Genomic DNA, 19,259 nt, shown 5'->3' on the forward strand with positions numbered 1-19,259 from the left:
CCCCCATCCCGAAATGTAATGCGTCGCGCCAGGCTAACGGCTGAGGCCGACATTGAGCCAAGCCGGTACACATTCGGTACAGGACCGTCGACGGTCCTCCCCGCCGGTCACTCTCCGCGCGCGGCGGGCAGATGCGGCAGCCGGTCGGCCGCGACAACGCCTTCGAGGTAGCCCCGGGCCCGCTCGGTGCGGGGGTACGCCTCCAGCAGCCGCCAGAACCGCGGGCCGTGGCCGGGCACGAGCAGATGGGCCAGCTCATGCACGAGTACGTAGTCGACGACGTACTCCGGCATCCCCTGCAGGCGGTGCGACAGGCGGATACTGCCCTCCGCCGGAGTGCACGAGCCCCAGCGGGTGTTCTGATTCGTCACCCATCGCACGGATGTCGGCCTTGCGCGTCCGTCGAAGTACTGGGCGGACAGCCGCTCGGCCCGCTCGCCCAGTTCGGCGTCGCCCAGGATCCGCTTGCTCTCCTGGGCAGCGAGCTTGTCGAGCATCACGCTGACCCAGCGCTGCTCCTCCGCCTCCGACATCCTGGCGGGGATGAGAACGATGGTCCGGTCACCCTCGCGGTAGGCCGAGACCGTTCTGCTGCGCCGGGCGCTCCTGCGGACCTCGACCGCACTCGTCCCCGATCCGCGGGACGGGTGGTTTGGCGCGCTGCGGTGTTGACTTCCGGCGCTGTGCTGTGGGGTCTCCCCAGCGAAGCGAGGGGAAGGGTCGACGGACACGCCCCGACGTTACCCGCTGTCAGCGGAGGAAGTCCCGCCTCCGGGACGGTTCGATCTTGATCCACTCCATGGCGTGCACCATTTGAACGACTAATGCCCGCACCTGTGGATAACTTTTCACACCCGTCGGCGCTGCCGGGCATTCTGACAACAGTTCACAGGAGAAGGCCGGACGAAAGATCAACGGGGGAAGCGGATATGCATCCGACGGTGAAGCCTGCCTTGAGGCGCGCATGGCGGGAGCGACAGACCGTGCAATTCGGAGCCACACCCGCACACGCGGTGATGGTCGGCCCGGTGGACACCGCGACAGGTGCCCTGATCGAGTTGCTGGACGGGACGCGGGGGTTGCCGTGGCTGCGTCAGGAGGCGCGGTCGATAGGCCTGCCCGAGGGACAAGTGGACGCCCTGGTGAACCGGTTGACGGCGGCCGGGCTGCTCGACGATCCGACGGCAGGCGGCCCCGCGGCCGATGCGCTGCGGAAACGACCCGGGGCCCTCGACCGGCTGCGCTCCGACCTGGCGTCGCTCTCCGTGGTCCATCCGGAACCGGGCGGCGGGATACACCGACTGGCGGCCCGGCGGGCCATGCGTGTCCAGGTCCGGGGCGCGGGGCGGGTCGGTGCGACGGTCGCCGCAGTGCTCTCGGCCGCCGGCGTGGGCGCGGTGGAGGTGCTGGACGGCGGATGCACCGAGCCGTGGGACGTGGCGCCCGGTGGGCTGCCGGCGGAGGCGGTCGGTGAGCGGCGGGACGCGGCGGCCCGGCAGTTGGTGCGGCGGTCCGCGCCCGACCGTCCGCCGCGCGCGGCCGAGTCGGCAGGGACCACGGAGTGCGTCGAGCCCGGTCGCTCCCTGGTCGTCGTCGCGCCACGGGACGGCCTGGCGGCCTATGCCCCCGATCCGGCCGCCGCCGAGGACTGGATCTCCACCGGGACACCCCATCTCTATGCGGGAGTTGTCGAGGGGACCGGCGTGGTGGGCCCGCTGGTGCTGCCCGGCGGCACGGCCTGCGCCGGGTGTCTGGAGCTGGACAGGGCGGAGCGCGATCCAGCACGTCCCAGGCTGCTGGCACAGTGGCGCTCGGGCCGCCGGAGAGCATTGCCGGCCTGCGATGTCGCTCTGGCCACCGCCGTGGCAGGGATGACGGCGGCGCACGCGCTGTCCTTTCTCGACGGGGAGCTGCCCGCGAGTACGGGGGCGCGATGGGAGACTTCACTGCCTCTGCTTGACTGGAGGTCTCAGACGATCACGCCGCACCTCGACTGTGTCTGCAGTGCGGTAGGGAAGAGTGAGAGCGAGCACACCTCGGGGATCGGGCCGCCGCACGAGACAATGGCCGGGTAACCGCCGTCGACTAAGCAATGCTGTACGGCACACGCGGCACGGCAGTCTGGGATTTGGAGGGGCGCATGTCTGATCTTCCCCGGAAGGCGGTCACCCGAACCGCCAAGTTGGCCGCGCTGCCACTGGGTTTCGCGGGCCGTGCCACTTGGGGTCTGGGTAAGCGGATCGGCGGCAAGTCCGCGGAGATCGTGGCCCGGGAGCTCCAACAGCGCACTGCGGAGCAGCTGTTCAAGGTGCTCGGCGAGCTCAAGGGGGGTGCGATGAAGTTCGGGCAGGCCATGTCCGTCTTCGAGTCGGCTCTCCCCGAGGAGATCGCGGGCCCCTATCGCGCGGCCCTGACCAAGCTTCAGGAGGCGGCGCCCCCGATGCCGACGCGCACGGTCCACTCGGTCCTGGAAGAGCGGCTGGGTGAGGAGTGGCGGGAGCTGTTCCTGAAGTTCGAGGACAAGCCGTCGGCCGCCGCGTCCATCGGCCAGGTGCACCGGGCGGTGTGGCACGACGGGCGCGAGGTCGCGGTGAAGGTGCAGTACCCGGGGGCGGGGGATGCGCTGCTGTCCGACCTGACACAGCTCAGCCGTTTCGCCCGGCTGCTGGGGCCGCTGATTCCCGGGATGGACATCAAGCCGCTGATCACCGAGCTCCGCGACCGGGTGTCTGAGGAGCTGGACTACGAGCTGGAGGCGCAGGCGCAGCGGGAGCACGCAGCGGAGTTCGCGGACGACCCGGATGTGCTGGTGCCCGATGTGGTGCACCAGTGCGACCAGGTGCTGGTGACCGAGTGGATCGACGGGATACCGCTGGCCAAGGTGATCGCCGACGGCACGACCGAGCAGCGGGACCGGGCGGGGCAGTTGCTGGCCCGCTTCCTTTTCTCGGGCCCGGCCCGTACGGGACTGCTACACGCGGATCCGCACCCGGGGAACTTCCGGCTGCTCCCGGAGGAGGACGGCGAGGGCTGGCGGCTCGGCGTGCTGGACTTCGGCACCGTGGACCGGCTGCCCGGCGGACTGCCGCAGACCATCGGCGACTGTCTGCGGATGACGCTCGAGAGCGAGGCCGAGGCGGTCTACGAGCTGCTGTGCGACGCGGGCTTCGTCAAGGAGTCCATAGAGCTCGACCCGGACGCGGTGCTGGAGTATCTGCTGCCGATCATTGAGCCGGCAGAGGCGGAGGAGTTCACCTTCACCAGGAGCTGGATGCGCAACCAGGCAACGAGGATCGCCGACATCCGCTCCCCCGCACATCAGCTGGGCAAGCAACTCAATCTGCCGCCCTCGTATCTGCTGATACACCGGGTGACGCTGAGCACGATCGGGGTGCTGTGCCAGCTGAACGCGACGGTGCGGCTGCGGGACGAACTCGAATCGTGGCTGCCCGGTTTTCTGCCGGAGGACGAGGAGGACAGCGCGGCGGTCGGGGCCCAGGCCTGAGCGGCCGCCGCCGCGCCACGCTGCCGCGCCCGGTCGTCACCACCAGGCTGAGTCGAGCCTGCCCTCGATCGCCCTGATGTTGGCGCGTGCGCATTCGTCGCAGAAGTAGTGACGGCTGCCGTTCTCCACAGAGCAGATCCAGGTGGGCGGTGGTCCCTCGGCGATCGCGCCGCAGTGGGAACACACGATGCTCTCGGCACCCGGCTGCGCAGGGTGCGGAGTCTGCTGCTGGTCCACCTCCTGACGATAACCCCATAAGGGACCGGCCGCCGGGACAACGCACCGCGGGGGCCGGTCCGTTCGGACCGGCCCCCGCGGGTCAGTGTCTGACGTCAGTGCGCTTGTGCGGTCAGTGCATGACGGCCATGGCCAGTGCGCGGCGGGCGCGCAGCGACGCACGCTCGGCGCGGCGCTGCATCCGCCGGGCGGCGATCAGGCGAACGGCCTGGCGTTCCGCGTCGGCCTCCCGCAGGCGTTCGTGCATATGCGCACGCGCCATGGCTTCTGGGATGAGTTGCATCTCACGGGTCCTGTTCTGACGCGAGGCGTTCGCGCCGATGATGGTGACGGCTGGGGTGGCGGAGCCTGACGGCTCGCTCATGGAAGAGGTCATTGGGGCCAGCTTCTGGGGATCGTGCGTGACGGGACGGTCGATGGTTCCGATGGCGTTCATGCCGCAACCGGGTTCTTGCGCGGGCGACCACGCGGCCGCTTGCGGGCGACGACGACGCCCTGGACGAAGAGCTCGCCGCCCCAGACGCCCCACGGCTCACGCCGCTCCTTGGCGCCCGCGAGGCAGGCCTCCATCAGCGGGCAGGTACGGCAGAGGGACTTGGCGTACTCGACATCGGCCGGCGACTCGGCGAAGAAGACCTCCGGGTCGTAGGAACGGCAGGGGACGGGTGCGCCGAGGGCCTCGATGGCGTCGTCGAGCGCCGAGAGCGCGGTGAGCGGAGTGAGCGGAGTCAAGGTGGTGTCCTCAGTGAGGGCGGGCGGGAGGATCGTCTCGGAAGGCGGTACGGACGGGGCGTGCGCTTCGAGTTGCACGGTGGTGTCGTTCCTCGTCTGGTCGTTCCGGCCTGTTGGCCGGGTGGCGGCTGGTACCGGGTGCTTCTTGTCCCGAGGCCCCTTCGCCCTGTCGTCCCGCTTTCGGGAAAACAGAAGGGCCGCGGATCCCGGGTGGGGTTCCGCGGCCCTGAAGGCGCCGGCCTGATTCTGGATCAGGCTGGATCACTCCAGGGTTCGAGCCCACGGAAGGCCCACATCGTGTGGTGCTGCATCGTCTGGTGCTGCGTCGTCTGCTTCCGGGTTTCGGCACTGGCCGCCGCAGAGGCATAGGCCCGAGCCTTTGCCGCTGCTACTCCTGCTTCCAGTGCCTTGGTCGGTCGCTCATTGCGCTCCAGGACGGGGAGACCGCCCAGACCGGACACAGGAAGCGCGGCCGAAATGCCGGACACACCGGTGCCGTTGAACGCCGCGGAGAAGCCGAGCGAGCAGGCGGAGACGACCGAGCGATCGGTCATTTTGGCGGTGCTGACGAAGCTCGTCTTGATGCTGATCACTGGAATCGCCTCCTCTCGGCGTCTAGAGGACCGGCCGGGGCCGATCGCGCGTATTCGGATAAGTACAGCACGGGGACAGGGCTTCAGAGAAGCCGCCGTTCCCGTGGTTAAGAACCTATGGGGATTGCTGGGGCGGGCGCAAACTATTTTTTCGACGAGTTTGTATCAGTCCTCCTCGTCCTCTCCCCCAACCTCCTGACCTGCGCAGATCGTCAGCACATCAACTCCGAAGCGCTCGAGCTTGCGGCCGCCGACCCCGGAGATCCCGGCCAACTCGCCCTCACTCCCCGGCACGGCCTCGGCGATCGCCATCAGCGTCTTGTCGGTGAACACGCAGTAGGCGGGCTGGCCCAGCTCCTTCGCCTGCTCCGAGCGCCACTCGCGCAAGCGCTCGTACAGTGCCTCGTCCATGTCGGAGGGGCAGTCCTCGCAGCGCATCAGTTTCATCTCGCCCGCGTCGGTGAGCGTCTTGCCGCAGACGCGGCACAGGACGGGCCCGCGGCGCTTGCGCCTGCCGCCGCTGCCGCGGTCGATGCCGCCTGCACCGCCCGCGGCGCGGGCGCCGGGGGCCGACGAGCCGGGACGCATCCCGTTCAGGAACCGGGTGGGGCGGCGGGAGGCGCGGCCGCCGGGCGAGCGGGAGAGCGCCCAGGACAGGGAGAGATGGAGACGGGCGCGGGTGACGCCGACATAGAGCAGCCGGCGCTCCTCCTCGACCTGCTCGTCCGTCTTGGCGTAGGTGATGGGCATCATGCCCTCGGTCAGACCGACCAGGAACACGGCGTCCCACTCCAGGCCCTTCGCCGAGTGGAGCGAGGCGAGAGTGACTCCCTGGACGGTGGGGGCGTGCTGGGCGGCGGCGCGCTCGTCCAGCTCGGCCACCAGATCGGCGAGGGTCGCCTCCGGCCTGACCCGTACATAGTCCTCGGCGAGACGGACCAGCGCCGCCAGGGACTCCCAGCGGTCGCGCACCGCTCCCGATCCGGCGGGTGGCTCGGTGGTCCAGCCCTTGGTGGAGAGCACCGCCCTGACCTCCGCGGGCAAGCCCTCGGCGTCATCGAGCAGCGAGTCGTTGCCACCGGCGCGGGCGGCACCGCGCAGGGCCACGCCCGCTTCCCGTACCTCGGGCCGGTCGAAGAAGCGCTCGGCACCGCGCAGCTGATAGGGCACTCCGGCATCGGCCAGCGCCTGCTCGTAGACCTCCGACTGGGCGTTGATCCGGTAGAGCACGGCGATCTCGCCGGCCGGGACGCCTGCGGCGATGAGGTCGCGGATACGGCGGGCTACGCCCTCGGCCTCGGCCGGCTCGTCCGCGTACTCCGTGTAGGCGGGCTCGGGGCCGGCCTCGCGCTGCGAGATCAGTTCGAGGCGGTGCTCGGCGGCCCGGCCGCGGGCCTGGCTGAGCAGACCGTTGGCCAGATGGACGACCTGGGGCGTGGAGCGGTAGTCGCGGACCAGCTTGACCATGGTCGCGTCGGGGTGGCGGGTGCGGAAGTTCAGCAGGTGGTCGGGGGTGGCGCCGGTGAAGGAGTAGATCGTCTGGCTGGCGTCGCCGACGACGCAGAGGCTGTCGCGGTCGCCGAGCCACAGGTCGAGAAGCCGCTGCTGGAGCGGGCTGACGTCCTGGTACTCGTCCACCACGAAGTGGTGGTACTGCCGGCGGATCTGGTCGGCGATGTCGTGCCGGTCCTGGAGGATGCCGACCGTGAGCAGCAGCACATCCTCGAAGTCGATCACCGAGCGGTCGCGCTTGAGCTGCTCGTACATCCCGTAGACCTGGCTGATCTCGGCTGGATCGCGCGGGGCGTCGCGGTGCGACTTGGCGACCTCGGCCGGATAGTCGGCGGGCACGGTCTGGGTGACCTTGGCCCACTCGATCTCGCTCGTGACGTCGCGCAGCTCATTGCGGTCGAGCCGGATGCGGCAACGGGCAGCGGCCTCGGCGACCAGCTGGATCTTGCGCTCGAGGAGCCTGGGCAGCTCGCCGCCGACGACTTTCGGCCAGAAGTACTGCAGCTGACGCAGGGCGGCGGAGTGGAACGTGCGCGCCTGGACGCCGCCCGCGCCGAGCTGCCGCAGCCGCCCGCGCATCTCGCCGGCGGCGCGGTTGGTGAAGGTGACGGCCAGCACGCTGGCGGGCTGGAGTATCCCCGCGCGGACGCCGTAGGCGATGCGGTGGGTGATCGCGCGTGTCTTGCCCGTGCCGGCGCCTGCCAGCACACACACCGGCCCGTGCAGAGCCGTCGCGACCTCGCGCTGCTCGGGGTCGAGCCCGTCGAGCACCGCGTCCGCCGAATCGGGGACCTGTGGGAAAAGAGAGGAGTGCGTTGCTGCTGTCACACCGCCATGCTGCCAGGTCGGCGGAGATGGGTGCGGCCGTTGTCCCCAGGGGGACAAGAGCAGTCGTACTTATGCGGGAATGATGGCCAGGTCAGCTACGTTCACATAGCCGGTGCGAACACGCATCGAGCGAGATCCGGCGAGATCCGGCGGGACGAACAGAGGAGCGCAGAGACGATGCAGGGTTCTGTGACGATGTACAGCACGACGTGGTGCGGCTACTGCCGTCGGCTGAAGAGCCAGATGGACCGCGAGGGCATCGCCTACACCGAGATCAACATCGAACAGGACCCGCACTCCGCGGCCTTCGTCGAGAAGGCCAACGGGGGTAACCAGACCGTTCCGACCGTGCTCTTCGCGGATGGCTCGACGCTCACGAACCCCTCGCTGGCCCAGGTAAAGCAGAAGATCAGCGTCTGAGCAGGCAGGCAGCGGGCCCGGACGGCAGGCTAGGCCACCTCTCCGGGCTTCGGCAGCGGCTTGCCGTACCAGAGCTCGATGAGACGGGCCGCAATCGAGATCCCGTAGGGAGGCAGCACCTCCCCGGACTCGAATGCGGCCCGCAGGTCTTCCCTGGAGAACCAGCGCGCCTCGTGGATCTCTTCACCGTCCACATTGATCTCGGAGGACGTAGCCCGCGCCATGAAGCCCAGCATCAGGCTGGACGGGAAGGGCCAGGGCTGGCTGGCGATGTACTCGACCTCGCCGACCGAGACGCCCGCCTCCTCCCAGACCTCACGGCGCACGGACTGCTCGATCGACTCGCCGGGCTCCACGAAGCCGGCGAGCGTCGAGAAACGGCCCTCAGGCCAGTGCACCTGCCGGCCCAGCAGCGCGCGGTCCTCCTCGTCGGTGACGAGCATGATCACAGCAGGGTCGGTACGGGGGTAGTGCTCCGCTCCGCAGGCCTGGCAGCGCCGGATGTGGCCCGCCGCCGCGATGACCGTGCGCTCGCCGCAGCGTGAGCAGAAACGGTGCAGCCGCTGCCAGTTCTCCAGCGCGACCGCGTGCACCAGCAGGCCCGCGTCGCGCTGTGAGAGCAGCAGCCCGGCTTCGCGGAGTCCGGCCGGACGGGCCGACTGGTCCATACGCCCGGGCAGGGCGTCCTTCTGGAGCGCGAAGTAACGCACCCCGTCCTCGTCCGTCCCCAGGAAGTAGCGATGGGTCTCGGTGACGGGGGCCTCGAAGGCGGGCGTCATGACGAGTTCGGTGCGGCCGTCGGGGGTGTCGTCGATCAGCGCCTGACCGCCGGAGACCACGAAGACCCGGGTCGACGGGTGGCTCCACGCCGCCGCCAGCCAGGCCTCGTCGAGACGGTGGTGGGCCTCGCGGTCGATACCGCTCGGCGCGGTGAGAGCGATCGGGCGGTGCGTGGTGCCGTTGCTTGTGGTGCTCACGGTTGTTTCCAACTCCCCCGGGTGGATTGGGTTCAGGTCAGCGGAGTGCGGCGGCGAGGTCGCCCCACAGGTGGGCGGTCGTCTCCACGCCCTTGAGGAGCAGGTCCAGTTCGACCTTTTCGTTGGGCGCGTGCCAGCCGTCGGACGGTACGGAGATGCCCAGAAAGAGAACAGGTGCGTCCAGCACGTCCTGGAGGTCGGCGGCGGGGCCCGAGCCGCCCTCCCTGGTGAAGCGGATCTTCCGGCCGTCGAAGGCGCGGCTCATGGCCCGTACGACCGACTGCAGCGCGGGGTGGTCCAGCGGGGTCAGACACGGGCGGGTCGACGCCCCGAAGGTGATCTCATGGCGGATGCCCGCCGGGACGCGGGCCGCGACCCAGTCGCCCACGGCCTGCTCCACTTTCTCCGGGTCCTGGCCCGCGACGAGGCGGAACGTCAGCTTCAGCTGGGCGGAGGACGGAATGATCGTCTTGCCGCCGGGGCCCTGGTAACCGCCGCCGATGCCATTGAGCTCGGCGGTCGGACGGGCCCAGACGCGCTCCAGGGTGGAGTATCCGGCCTCACCGAGGGTGCCGTGCGACCTGGCGGTTTTGAGCCACGACGTCTCGTCGAAGGGGAGCTCGGCGAAGAGCTCGCGCTCGGCATCGGTGAGCGGCGCGATGCCGTCGTAGAAACCGGGGATCGTGACGTGTTCCTCATCGTCGTGCAGTGCGGCGACGAGGCGGGCGGCGACGGTGGCGGGATTGGGCACGGCGCCGCCGAACGAACCGGAGTGGATGTCCTGGTCGGGGCCGTACAGCACGATCTCGCAGTCCGCCAGGCCGCGCATGCCGGTGCAGACGGTGGGGGTCGTCTCGGACCACATGCCGGTGTCGGACACCATCACGGCGTCGGCGGCGAGACGGTCGGCCGCGGTCTCGACGAGAGCGCGGAAGTTCGGGGAGCCGGACTCCTCCTCGCCCTCGATCAGCAGCTTGAGGTTGACCGCGGGGGCGGTGCGCCCGGTGGCGGCGAGGTGGGCCCGTACGCCCAGGGTGTGGAAGAAGACCTGGCCCTTGTCGTCCGCCGCGCCGCGGCCGTACATGCGGCCGTCGATGATCTGCGGCTCGAACGGGTCGGTGTGCCAGCCGTCCTCGCGGGATGCGGGCTGGACGTCGTGGTGGCCGTAGACCAGGACGGTGGGCGCGTCCGGGTCGCCGGACGGCCACTCGGCGAAGACCGCGGGGGCGCCGGGCGTGGGCCAGATCTCGACGACCGGGAAGCCGGTCTCCCCCAGTTTGGCCGCCAGCCAGTCGGCGCTGCGCCGTACGTCCGCGTCGTGGTCGGGCTGGGCCGATACGGACGGTATGCGCAGCCAGTCGGCGAGGTCGTCGAGGAAGGCGGCGCTGTGCTGATTGATGTACGTACGGACGGCGCTGTCCGGGGTGTCGCTCATGCACGTGAGCCTAACGGGCTCCGGCAGCTGTCCCACCGGCCGTCTCGCCAAGCAGGATGCCCTCCAGCTCGGCCCGGCCGGGGAGGGCGTCGGGGCGGACGATCTCGCCGCTGCGTACGTAGACGAACGCGGCGCCGACGGCTTCGAGGGGGAGGCCGTGCTGCTCGGCCCAGGCGAGGCGGTAGACGGCGAGTTGGAGAGGGTCGGCGGTGCGGGTGCGGCTGGTTTTCCAGTCGACGATTTCGTACATGTGCGGCACGCCGTCCGTCCGGGGCACGCCATCGACGCGATCGCGGTCGCCGTTGCCGTTGCCGTCGGCATCGCCCGGGTCGGTTCGGTAGACGGCGTCGATACGGCCCCGGACGACCCGTCCGGCGAGGGTGAGCTGGAAGGGAGCCTCGACCCGGTACGGGGTGCGGTGGGCGTACGGGGTGCGCTCGAATGCCTCCTTGAGCGCGGCGAGGTCACGCTCGTCCGCGATCTCGGGGTCGTCCGCGTCGCCGCCGGGCAGCTCGTCGGGGCCGAGCATGGGCAGCGGGAGCTCCTCGAACCGTGACTCCACCCAGGCGTGGAACCTTGTGCCGCGGCGCGCGGAGGGCTGCGGGGGGCGAGGCATGGGGCGGGCCAGTTCCTGGGCGAAGCCGTCGGGGTCGGCGGCGAGGCGCAGCAGCTGCGAGGCGGAGAGGGACGGCGGTACGGGGACGTCGCGGACGGTGGCGCGGGTGCGGCGGAGTTCCCCGGCGAGGGCGTCCAGGTCGCGGTCCCATGAGGCGATGGTGCGGGCGTCTTCGGGGTGCGGGGGGACTTCCCCCACCCCGCCCCTTCCCGAAACCGGGGGCGGGCCCCCGGTTCCCCCAGGGGTGGTGGTGGACGTGGGGGCTGACGCCCCCACACCCCCTGCGCCGGCTTCGCGGCGCGGATGAGGAGGCCTTGCCGGGCTGCGCCCGTCGCCCGCCGGGGGGCGGGCAGCGTCGGTGCGGTGCTGCGGCAGGCGCGGGCCGCCTGCCGGGGGCTCGGCGACGTCGGAGAACGGCGGCGGAACCCGGTCCGCCGAATGCTCGACAGCATCGGAGCCGAACGACAGCGGAACCCGGTCCACCGGAAGCTCGACACCATCGGAACCGGGCAGCGGCAGGGCAGGACCCGCCGGATGCCCGGCGACGCCCGTCGCGCGAGCCGGGTCCTCGTCGGCCGTCCCTGCGAAGTCCGGATGGTCCCTCGGGGCCGGGACATCCGTGTCGTGCCACGGGTCCGGCTCATGACCGTGATCGTCATCGCCCTCCCGGAACGGCTCCGGTTCCAGCTCCCAGTCGTCCCAGTCCGGCAGGTCCACGGCGTCTGCGTCCGTGCGCTCGTCCAGGGGCCCGTCCGGCGGAGGCGGTTCCGCATGGGCCCCCGTCGACGCGTCGGCCAGGTAGGAGAGCACCGTGTCCGCCGCGGCGCGGCGGCGGGTCATGGATGCGGCGTCCAGAGGGAGCGGCCAGGCCTGCGACGCCGTCGTCGTGTGCAGCGCCGGGTTCTCCGCGTCCTCCTCCGGCTCGTCCGCCCAGACCTCGATCTCGCCGAAGCCCTCCGCGCAGTGGTCGTACAGCGCCTGGAGGAACGCCGAAGGGCCGCGCCGGCGCTTCTGGGTCGGGCCCCACCAGTGGGCCGAGCCGAGGAGCAGTGAGCGGGGGCGGGTGAACGCGACGTAGCCGAGGCGCAGTTCCTCGGTGTGCTGGTGGTCCTTCATCGACTCCTTGAAGGCCCTGAGACCTTTCGCGTCCCAGGAGGGCACGTCCGGGAGGGTCGCCGCGTCCCCACGCAGCGCATGCGGGAGGACCTTGGACTGGGAGGTCCATGCCTCGCGCGCCTGGTCGTTCGGGAAGTGCTTGGCCACCAGGCCCGGGATCGCCACGACGTCCCACTCCAGGCCCTTCGACTTGTGCGCCGTCAGGACCTTGACGGTGTTCTCGCCTCCCGGCAGAGCGTTGTCCAGGCCCTTCTCGTACTGCGCGGCGGTACGCAGGAAGGCGAGAAAGGCGAGCAGCGTCGCCTCCCCGTCCAGCGCCGCGAATCCGGCCGCCGTGTCCAGGAAGTTGGCGAGAGTCTCGCGGCGGCGGGCGGCCAGGGCGTGCGGTGAGGCGGAGAGTTCGACCTCGAGGCCGGTGGTGGCCAGCACTCGGTGCAGGACGTCCATCAAGGGGTCGGCGAGCGAACGGCGCAGATCGCGCAGTTCGGCGGCGAGGCGGGCGAAGCGGACCCGGGCCTGAGTGGAGAAGGGCAGGCCGTCGCCCTCCCCGCCGGCCGACTCCAGGAACGTGTCGAGCGCGTCGGCGAGCGAGATGACCTCGGCCGGGTCGATGCCTTCCACGGCCGCGGCCAGTCGCTCGTCGGGGTCCTTCTCCTCGGACGAGGTGCGGTGGACGAGCAGCCGGGCCCGGCGGCCCAGCAGCGCCAGGTCGCGCGGGCCGATCCGCCAGCGCGGTCCCGTGAGCAGACGTACGAGAGAGGCGTTGGCGCCCGGATCCTGCAGGACCTCGCACATGGCGACCAGGTCGGCGACCTCGGGAAGGTGCAGCAGCCCGGAGAGGCCGACGACCTCGACCGGGACGTCCCTGGCGACCAGCGCGCCCTGGATCTCGGCGAAATCGCCCGCCGTGCGGCACAGGACGGCGATCTCGCCGGGCTCCTTGCCCGTACGCACGAGGTGGGCGATCGAGTCGGCGAGCCACTCGATCTCCTCCGCGTGCGTGGACAGCAGGGCGCAGCGGACGATGCCGTCGCGCTCGGCGCCGGGAGCGGGCCGCAGCGCTTCGACGCCTTCGTGCATGGCGCGCAGAGGCTCGGCGAGGCCGTTGGCGAGGTCGAGAAGGCGGCCGCCGCTGCGGCGGTTCTCGCTGAGCGAGAAGCGGGTGGCGGGGCGGCCGTCGGCGTACGCGAAGTGGGCAGGAAAGTCGTCCAGGTTGGCCACGGAGGCGCCACGCCAGCCGTAGATCGCCTGGCAGGGATCGCCGACCGCGGTCACGGCATGGCCGGTGCCCTGCCCGAACAGGCCGGACAGCAGCAGCCGTTGGGCCACGGACGTGTCCTGGTACTCGTCGAGGAGGACGACCCGGAATTCGTCCCGCAGGATGGTGCCGACCTCCGGCCGGGTGAGCGCGAGTTCGGCCGAGAGGGCGATCTGGTCGCCGAAGTCGAGGAGGTCGCGGGCGCGTTTGGCCTCGCGGTAGCGGACGGTCAGGTCGAGCAGCTCACGGCGTGCGGCGGCCGCCTCGGGGACCTTGCGCAGCTCGGCGTTGCTGAGCCGGGCGCTCTGCAGCGTGCTCAGCAGCTCGGAGTCGTACGCCCCGAGCCGCTCGGGTCGTACCAGATGCTCCGCGAGGTCCGCGTCCAGTGCCAGCAGGTCGCTGACCAGGGAGGGGAAGGACTTGGTCAGCGAGGGGTAGGGTCCCGGCGCCTCGCGCAGCACACGCGCGGCGAGCTGATAGCGGGTGGCGTCGGCGAGCAGTCGTGCGGTCGGCTCCAGGCCTATGCGCAGTCCGTGGTCGGTGAGGAGCTGTCCGGCGAAGGCGTGGTACGTGGAGATGCGGGGCTCGCCCGGCGGGTTGTCGGGGTCGATGACGTCGGGGTCCGTCACCCCGGCCCGTACGAGGGCTTTGCGGACGCGCTCGGCGAGCTCGCCCGCGGCCTTGTTGGTGAAGGTGAGACCGAGGACCTGCTCGGGCGCGGCCTGGCCGGTCCCGACGAGCCACACCACCCGCGCCGCCATCACCGTCGTCTTCCCCGACCCGGCTCCGGCCACGATGACCTGCGGGGCGGGCGGCGCGGTGATGCAGGCCGTCTGCTCCGGGGTGAAGGGGATGCCGAGGAGCTCTTTGAGCTGCTCGGGGTCGGTGATGCGTGCGGTCACCCCAGAGAGGCTAATGGGGACCACTGACAGCGGTGGTCCCCCTCGGCCTCAACCGCGTCAGGCGCCGGAGCCCGCGCCCAGCTTCTCCAGGTCGACGACCTGGTCGGCCGGCGGAGCCGTGGCCTTCACCGGCTTGTTGTAGTCGGAGAAGACCATCGTGCCGGGTTCGTCGCCGCCGACCTTGACGACCTTGAGCAGGTAGGGCTCCCCCTCCTTGGCCACGTACATGGTCGTCGTCTCGCCGTTGGCCGCCTTCTTCACCACGGTCGCCGTGGCCCGGCCGCCGACCTCGGCGTCGGGGCCCTTGGTCATGCCCTTGCGCTCCGACTTGTTCTTGTCCATGTCGGCGATCATGGCCTTGAGGTCGCAGACTTCGCCCATGTCGCCGGAGCTGCCCGCCGGCATCTTCATCCAGCGGCCCTTCATCAGCTCGACGACGCTGTCGGTCTCCTTGCCGGACGCGCCGTCCCCGCTCATCGAGGCGCGCCAGAACTTCTCGTCGCCCTTCATGTACATGACCTTGCTGACCTGGAGGAGCTCGGCGTTACCGCCCTCCATGCTCATCTTGCCCGTGCAGGCGCTCTTGGTGTCGACCGCGAAGTCGACGGTCAGCTGCTCGCCGTCGCTCTTGATCTGGCCCACCATCCGGATGGACTGGGCCGCCTTCGTGGCCGTCATGGCCTTGTCGCCGATCTGGTCGGCCGTGAGGCCGGCGAAGGGGTCCACCGGAGCCTTCGAGGACGTAGCGGCCGCCGGCTCCTTCGTCTTCCCCTCAGAAGTGCCATTGGTCTTGGTGCCGTCCTTGGAGCAGCCCGCCAGTCCGGCGATCGCGGCCACACAGACCGTCGCCGAAACCAGGAACTTCCTATTGGCTGCCATGTGTCTCTCCCTGTAGATCCTGCTTATCGCACCTTTATGCGACTGTCGTGGACCTCTTTTGGATGCACGAAGTCAACGTGAGTTGGACCACATCGCCGAACGCCGGCGTCGGTCACTCGACGATCTGGCGGCCCTCCGGCTGGGCGCTGCACGAGGCGCGGAAGCTGCAGTGCGTGCAGTGCTGTCCGGTGGACGGGGTGAAGCGCTCGTCCAGTACACGTCCGGCGGCGGTGGCGAGCAGATCTCCGACCCAGGCACCGCTCAGGGGCTCCTGGGCCTGGATCCTGGGGAGTTCGTCGCCGCCGTCCTTCTTGGCTGCGGGCTGGCGCAGCTGTACGAGTTCGGCGCCGCCGGGCTCCGGGCGCCGGCCGTCGAAGGCCTCGTCGAGCGCGCCTTCGCGTACCGCGAGCTGGTAGACGGCGAGTTGAGGGTGGGCGGCGACCTCGTCCCTGGTGGGTGTCTGCTTCCCGGTCTTGAAGTCGACGACGTACGCGCGTCCCTCGGCGTCCTGCTCGACGCGGTCCATGGAGCCCCGGATCCGTACCTCGTACTCCCCCGCCTCGAGCGTCACGTCGAAGTCGTGCTCGGTGGCGGCGGGGGCACGGCCGCCGCGACCGCCGCGGTCCATGACGTGCCAGCGCAGGAAGCGTTCGAGCGCCACGCGCGCGTGCTCCTTCTCCTGCTGCGACTTCCAGGGCGCGTCGAAGACGAGCGCGTTCCAGACGGAGTCGAGGCGCTCCATGAGAACGGCGAGGTCGGCGGGGGTCTGTCCGGAGGCGACCTCGTCCGCGAGCACATGGACGACGTTGCCGAAGCCCTGGGCGGCGGTGGCGGGTGCGTCCGCCTTCACCTCGCGCCCCAGGAACCACTGGAGCGCACAGGTGTTGGCGAGCTGGTCCAGTGCGCTGCCGGAGAGCGTGACGGGCTGGTTCCGGTCCCGGAGGGGGATCTCGCTCTGCGTCGGCTCGTACAGGCCCCACCAGCGGTAGGGGTGCGCGGCCGGTACGAGCGGCTGGCCCTCGTCGTCGGTGAGCGCGGCGAGGCGGGCCAGGCGGCGGGCGGCGGCGTCCCGCAGCGCGTCCGTCGCCTGCGGGTCGACGGTGGTGGCGCGCAGCTCGGCGACGAGGGCTGCGACGGCGAGAGGGCGGCGCGGGCGGCCGGTGATGTCCTTGGGCTCCACGCCGAGCTCGGTGAGGAATCGGGAGGGCTGGTCGCCGTCGTCGGCGGGGGCCTTGACGGCGGTGACGACGAGGCGGTCGCGGGCGCGGGTGGCGGCGACGTAGAAGAGCCGCCGCTCCTCGGCGAGGAGGGCGCCGGGGGTGAGCGGCTCGGCGAGGCCGTCGTGGCCGATGCGGTCGGCCTCGAGGAGCGAGCCGCGGCGGCGGAGGTCCGGCCACAGGCCCTCCTGCACACCGGCGACGACGACCAGGCTCCACTCGAGCCCCTTGGAACGGTGGGCGGTCATCAGACGGACGGCGTCGGGGCGGACGCTTCTCCCGGCGAGGGTGTCGGCGGCGATGTCCTGGGCCTCGACCTCCTCGAGGAAGTTGAGGGCCCCGCGGCCGCCGGTGCGTTCCTCGGCGCGGGCCGCGGTGTCGAAGAGGGCGCAGACGGCGTCGAGGTCGCGGTCGGCGTTGCGGCCGGCCGCGCCGCCGCGGAGAGCCGCGCGCTCGAGTCGCTGCGGCCAGGGGGTGCCGTCCCAGAGCTCCCAGAGGGCCTCTTCGGCGGTGCCGCCGCCTTCGAGGAGCTCGCGCGCCTTGCGCAGCAGCGCGCCGAGGCGCTGGGCGCCGCGGGCGTATGCCGGGTCATGCGCGACGAGGCGCTCGGGCTCGGCGAGTGCGCGGGCGAGGAGCTGGTCGGAGGGCGGCGGTACGCGGTTGCCACCGGCCCGCTCCTCGTCCCGGAGGGCGCGGCCGAGCCGCCGGAGGTCGGCGGCGTCCATCCCGCCGAGTGGGGAGGTGAGCAGGGTGAGTGCGGTCTCGGTGGAGAGCCAGGAGGTGGGGGTGCCGGTTTCGGCCGCCTCGGCACCCGGCGGCGGATCCGCGGCCGCATCCGCACCGGCGTCACCATCCGCGTCCACATCCACATGAGCGTCCGCGTCCACAACCACATCCGCGTCCGCGTCCACCGACGGCGCCCCGGCGGATCGGGATGCCTCCGCAGCCCCCTCAGCCGGTTCCGCCGGACCGCGCAGTGCGGCCGTTGCCGCCGTCCGCAGGGCCGTCAGCAGCGGCGATATCGCCGGTTCGTGACGCAGTGGAACGTCGTCGCCGTCGATCTCCAGCGGGACGCCCGCCGATGTCAGCGCACGGCGGACCGAGGGGATGGTGCGGCCGCCCGCGCGGACCAGGACCGCCATGTCGTGCCACGGGACGCCCTCCTCCAGGTGGGCGCGGCGCAGGATGTCGGCGATGTTGTCGAGTTCCGTCGACGCCGTCGGGAAGGTGTACGTCTCCACCCGCCCGCCCTCGCGGACCGGCGCCGGCTCCCGGTGGGCGCGGGCCTGCTCCGACGGGAGGCGGGGCAGCGGCATCCGGCGGGTCAGCAGCCGGGTCGCCGCCAGCAGGTCCGATCCGCTGCGGCGCGACGTGGTGAGTACCGACACCTGCGAGGGTCTGCCGTCGGCGTGCCGGAAGGCGTCGGGGAAGTCGAGGATGCCGTTCACGTCCGCGCCGCGGAAGGCGTAGATCGACTGGTCCGGGTCACCGAAGGCGACCAGTGTCCGGCCATGTCCGGCCAGCGCCCGGAGCAGCCGTACCTGGGCCGGGTCGGTGTCCTGGTACTCGTCCACGAACACCGCGTCGTACGGGAAGGGGTACGCCGCGTCGTACGGCGATCCGGTCCGTTCGGCCAGCAGCACCGCGCGGTGCACCAGTTCCGCGTAGTCGAGGACCCCCTGCATGTCCAGGACGTCCAGATACTCGGCGAGGAAGGACGCGGCCGCCCCCCAGTCGGGACGGCCGGTGCGGGCCGCGAAGCGCGCCAGCGAATCGGGGCCGAGGCCCAGTTCCCGGCTCCGGGCCAGCACCGCCCGTACCTCGTCCGCGAAACCGCGCGTGGTGAGGCACGCCCGCAGCTCGTCCGGCCAGTGATTGCGCGCCAGCCCCTCGGCCTCCAGGTCGAGCTGGCCCGCCAGCATGTCGCGTACGGCGACGTCCTGCTCGGGACCCGACAGCAGCCGCAGCGGCTCGGAGAACAGGTCCGCGTCCTGGTGTGCGCGGACCAGCGCGTAACAGAAGGAGTGAAAGGTCGTCGCCTGCGGCCCGCGCGAACCACCCAGCCGCAGCGCCATCCGGTCCCGCAGCTCCACCGCCGCCTTGCGGCTGAAGGTGAGGACCAGGATCCGCTGCGGATCCACCCCCTTCGCGACGCGCGCGGCCACCGCCTCCACCAGCGTCGTCGTCTTGCCGGTGCCCGGACCTGCCAGAACGAGCAACGGACCGTGACCGTGGTCAACCACCGCACGCTGAGTTGCGTCCAGGAGAGGGGGATCCACCGGGCCCGGCGGGGTACGCACCAGTCGGTACGCGCCCGGGGTCCTCCCCTTACGCCCCTGCGGGCGTGGGGGGACTCCCTGCCGTACCTGTTGCCGGTACGCCGTACGCCCGGTGGTGGAGGAGGAGCTCACGTGGATCGCCGGTCCTGGTGGGTGTGCTGGTGATGGAGCGGCTCGTGCCGCGCGCTGGAGACGCTACGCCGACGCCGGGCGGGGACGCAGCGAGTCGGCCGCGCAGCAAGGCCCCCTACGGTCTTCGTACGCCGTACAGGCCCTCGCTTGGCGACGCCTCTTGGCCGAAGCTGTCATATGTGACCGCTGTCGCCCGCACCACCTTCGCCCTCCCATCGCGCGCGCTTCATGTCGAGCCGTGGCACATGGCCTTCGGCGCTGCGCGAGGCCTCACGCAGCGGCGTGCCCTCCGTGCGATACCGCGCCAGGGCCCGCAGCTCGTGCCCGGGCAGCAGCGTGCCGTCCGAACGCACCACACGCCACCAGGGCACTCCACCGCCGTACAGCGCCATCACCCGGCCGACCTGGCGCGGCCCACCCTCCCCGAGCCACTCCGCGACATCCCCGTACGTCATCACCCGGCCCGGCGGAATCAGCTCGGCGACCTCGAGCACCCGCTCCGCGTACTCCGGCAGCACATCCATCCCGCCCATCCTGCCCCACGCCACCGACAACGCCTCCGACAGCAGGCACAGTGGAGGGTGTGGGACCGGAGAGGCAGAGGGGCGTATCTCACGTGCC

15 protein-coding genes are annotated in these 19,259 nt (G+C 71.2%); 3 read left to right on the forward strand and 12 right to left on the reverse strand.

What is annotated here, in order from left to right:
* Positions 1-107: 107 nt before the first annotated feature.
* The gene (locus tag ACWDZ6_RS10225) at positions 108-731 is read right to left on the reverse strand and encodes a M48 metallopeptidase family protein (RefSeq protein ID WP_451502504.1); all 624 of its coding nucleotides are present in this window, start codon (positions 729-731) and stop codon (positions 108-110) included.
* A 198-nt stretch (positions 732-929) separates the two neighbouring features.
* On the opposite strand from ACWDZ6_RS10225, the gene ACWDZ6_RS10230 reads away from it, so the two are divergent.
* Positions 930-2,075, forward strand: coding sequence for a ThiF family adenylyltransferase (locus ACWDZ6_RS10230; RefSeq protein ID WP_451502505.1), 1,146 nt, complete (start codon positions 930-932; stop codon positions 2,073-2,075).
* A gap of 65 nt (positions 2,076-2,140) precedes the next feature.
* Positions 2,141-3,505: an ABC1 kinase family protein gene (locus ACWDZ6_RS10235; RefSeq protein ID WP_451502506.1), complete on the forward strand. Its 1,365-nt coding sequence runs from the start codon at positions 2,141-2,143 to the stop codon at positions 3,503-3,505.
* A gap of 36 nt (positions 3,506-3,541) precedes the next feature.
* Here ACWDZ6_RS10235 and ACWDZ6_RS10240 read toward each other — a convergent pair whose 3' ends face one another.
* The 5 genes from ACWDZ6_RS10240 to ACWDZ6_RS10260 all read right to left on the reverse strand — a co-directional run bounded on the left by ACWDZ6_RS10240 (position 3,542) and on the right by ACWDZ6_RS10260 (position 7,407).
* A complete protein-coding gene (locus ACWDZ6_RS10240; RefSeq protein WP_326652449.1) occupies positions 3,542-3,742 on the reverse strand; it encodes a hypothetical protein in 201 nt (66 codons plus the stop codon).
* Between the two features lie 112 nt (positions 3,743-3,854).
* Complete coding sequence (locus ACWDZ6_RS10245) at positions 3,855-4,178, reverse strand: hypothetical protein (RefSeq protein ID WP_451502507.1); 324 nt, start codon at positions 4,176-4,178, stop codon at positions 3,855-3,857.
* Positions 4,175-4,552: a WhiB family transcriptional regulator gene (locus ACWDZ6_RS10250; protein ID WP_326652447.1), complete on the reverse strand. Its 378-nt coding sequence runs from the start codon at positions 4,550-4,552 to the stop codon at positions 4,175-4,177. The genes ACWDZ6_RS10245 and ACWDZ6_RS10250 overlap by 4 nt, the downstream gene beginning before the upstream one ends.
* A 173-nt stretch (positions 4,553-4,725) precedes the next feature.
* Positions 4,726-5,067, reverse strand: coding sequence for a hypothetical protein (locus ACWDZ6_RS10255; protein ID WP_451502508.1), 342 nt, complete (start codon positions 5,065-5,067; stop codon positions 4,726-4,728).
* Positions 5,068-5,232: 165 nt separating this feature from the next.
* Positions 5,233-7,407 (reverse strand): ATP-dependent DNA helicase UvrD2, encoded by a 2,175-nt coding sequence (locus tag ACWDZ6_RS10260; protein WP_451502509.1) that lies wholly within the window; start codon positions 7,405-7,407, stop codon positions 5,233-5,235.
* Positions 7,408-7,584: 177 nt separating this feature from the next.
* Here ACWDZ6_RS10260 and ACWDZ6_RS10265 point away from each other — a divergent pair, with 177 nt between their 5' ends.
* Positions 7,585-7,827, forward strand: coding sequence for a mycoredoxin (locus tag ACWDZ6_RS10265; protein ID WP_326652443.1), 243 nt, complete (start codon positions 7,585-7,587; stop codon positions 7,825-7,827).
* Between the two features lie 29 nt (positions 7,828-7,856).
* On the opposite strand, the gene nudC is transcribed toward ACWDZ6_RS10265, so the two are convergent.
* The 6 genes from nudC to ACWDZ6_RS10295 all read right to left on the reverse strand — a co-directional run bounded on the left by nudC (position 7,857) and on the right by ACWDZ6_RS10295 (position 19,162).
* Entirely contained in the window at positions 7,857-8,804 is a 948-nt protein-coding gene (gene nudC, locus ACWDZ6_RS10270) for an NAD(+) diphosphatase (RefSeq protein WP_451502510.1), read from the reverse strand.
* A 37-nt stretch (positions 8,805-8,841) separates the two neighbouring features.
* Positions 8,842-10,239, reverse strand: coding sequence for a dipeptidase (locus tag ACWDZ6_RS10275; protein ID WP_451502511.1), 1,398 nt, complete (start codon positions 10,237-10,239; stop codon positions 8,842-8,844).
* A 10-nt stretch (positions 10,240-10,249) separates the two neighbouring features.
* A complete protein-coding gene (locus tag ACWDZ6_RS10280; protein ID WP_451502512.1) occupies positions 10,250-14,131 on the reverse strand; it encodes a UvrD-helicase domain-containing protein in 3,882 nt (1,293 codons plus the stop codon).
* Between the two features lie 57 nt (positions 14,132-14,188).
* The gene (locus tag ACWDZ6_RS10285) at positions 14,189-15,010 is read right to left on the reverse strand and encodes a hypothetical protein (RefSeq protein ID WP_451502513.1); all 822 of its coding nucleotides are present in this window, start codon (positions 15,008-15,010) and stop codon (positions 14,189-14,191) included.
* Positions 15,011-15,122: 112 nt separating this feature from the next.
* Positions 15,123-18,638 (reverse strand): ATP-dependent helicase, encoded by a 3,516-nt coding sequence (locus ACWDZ6_RS10290; protein ID WP_451502514.1) that lies wholly within the window; start codon positions 18,636-18,638, stop codon positions 15,123-15,125.
* A 173-nt stretch (positions 18,639-18,811) separates the two neighbouring features.
* A complete protein-coding gene (locus ACWDZ6_RS10295) occupies positions 18,812-19,162 on the reverse strand; it encodes an MGMT family protein (protein ID WP_451502515.1) in 351 nt (116 codons plus the stop codon).
* Between the last annotated feature and the right edge of the window lie 97 nt (positions 19,163-19,259).

The organism is Streptomyces sp. NPDC002926, assembly GCF_053591755.1.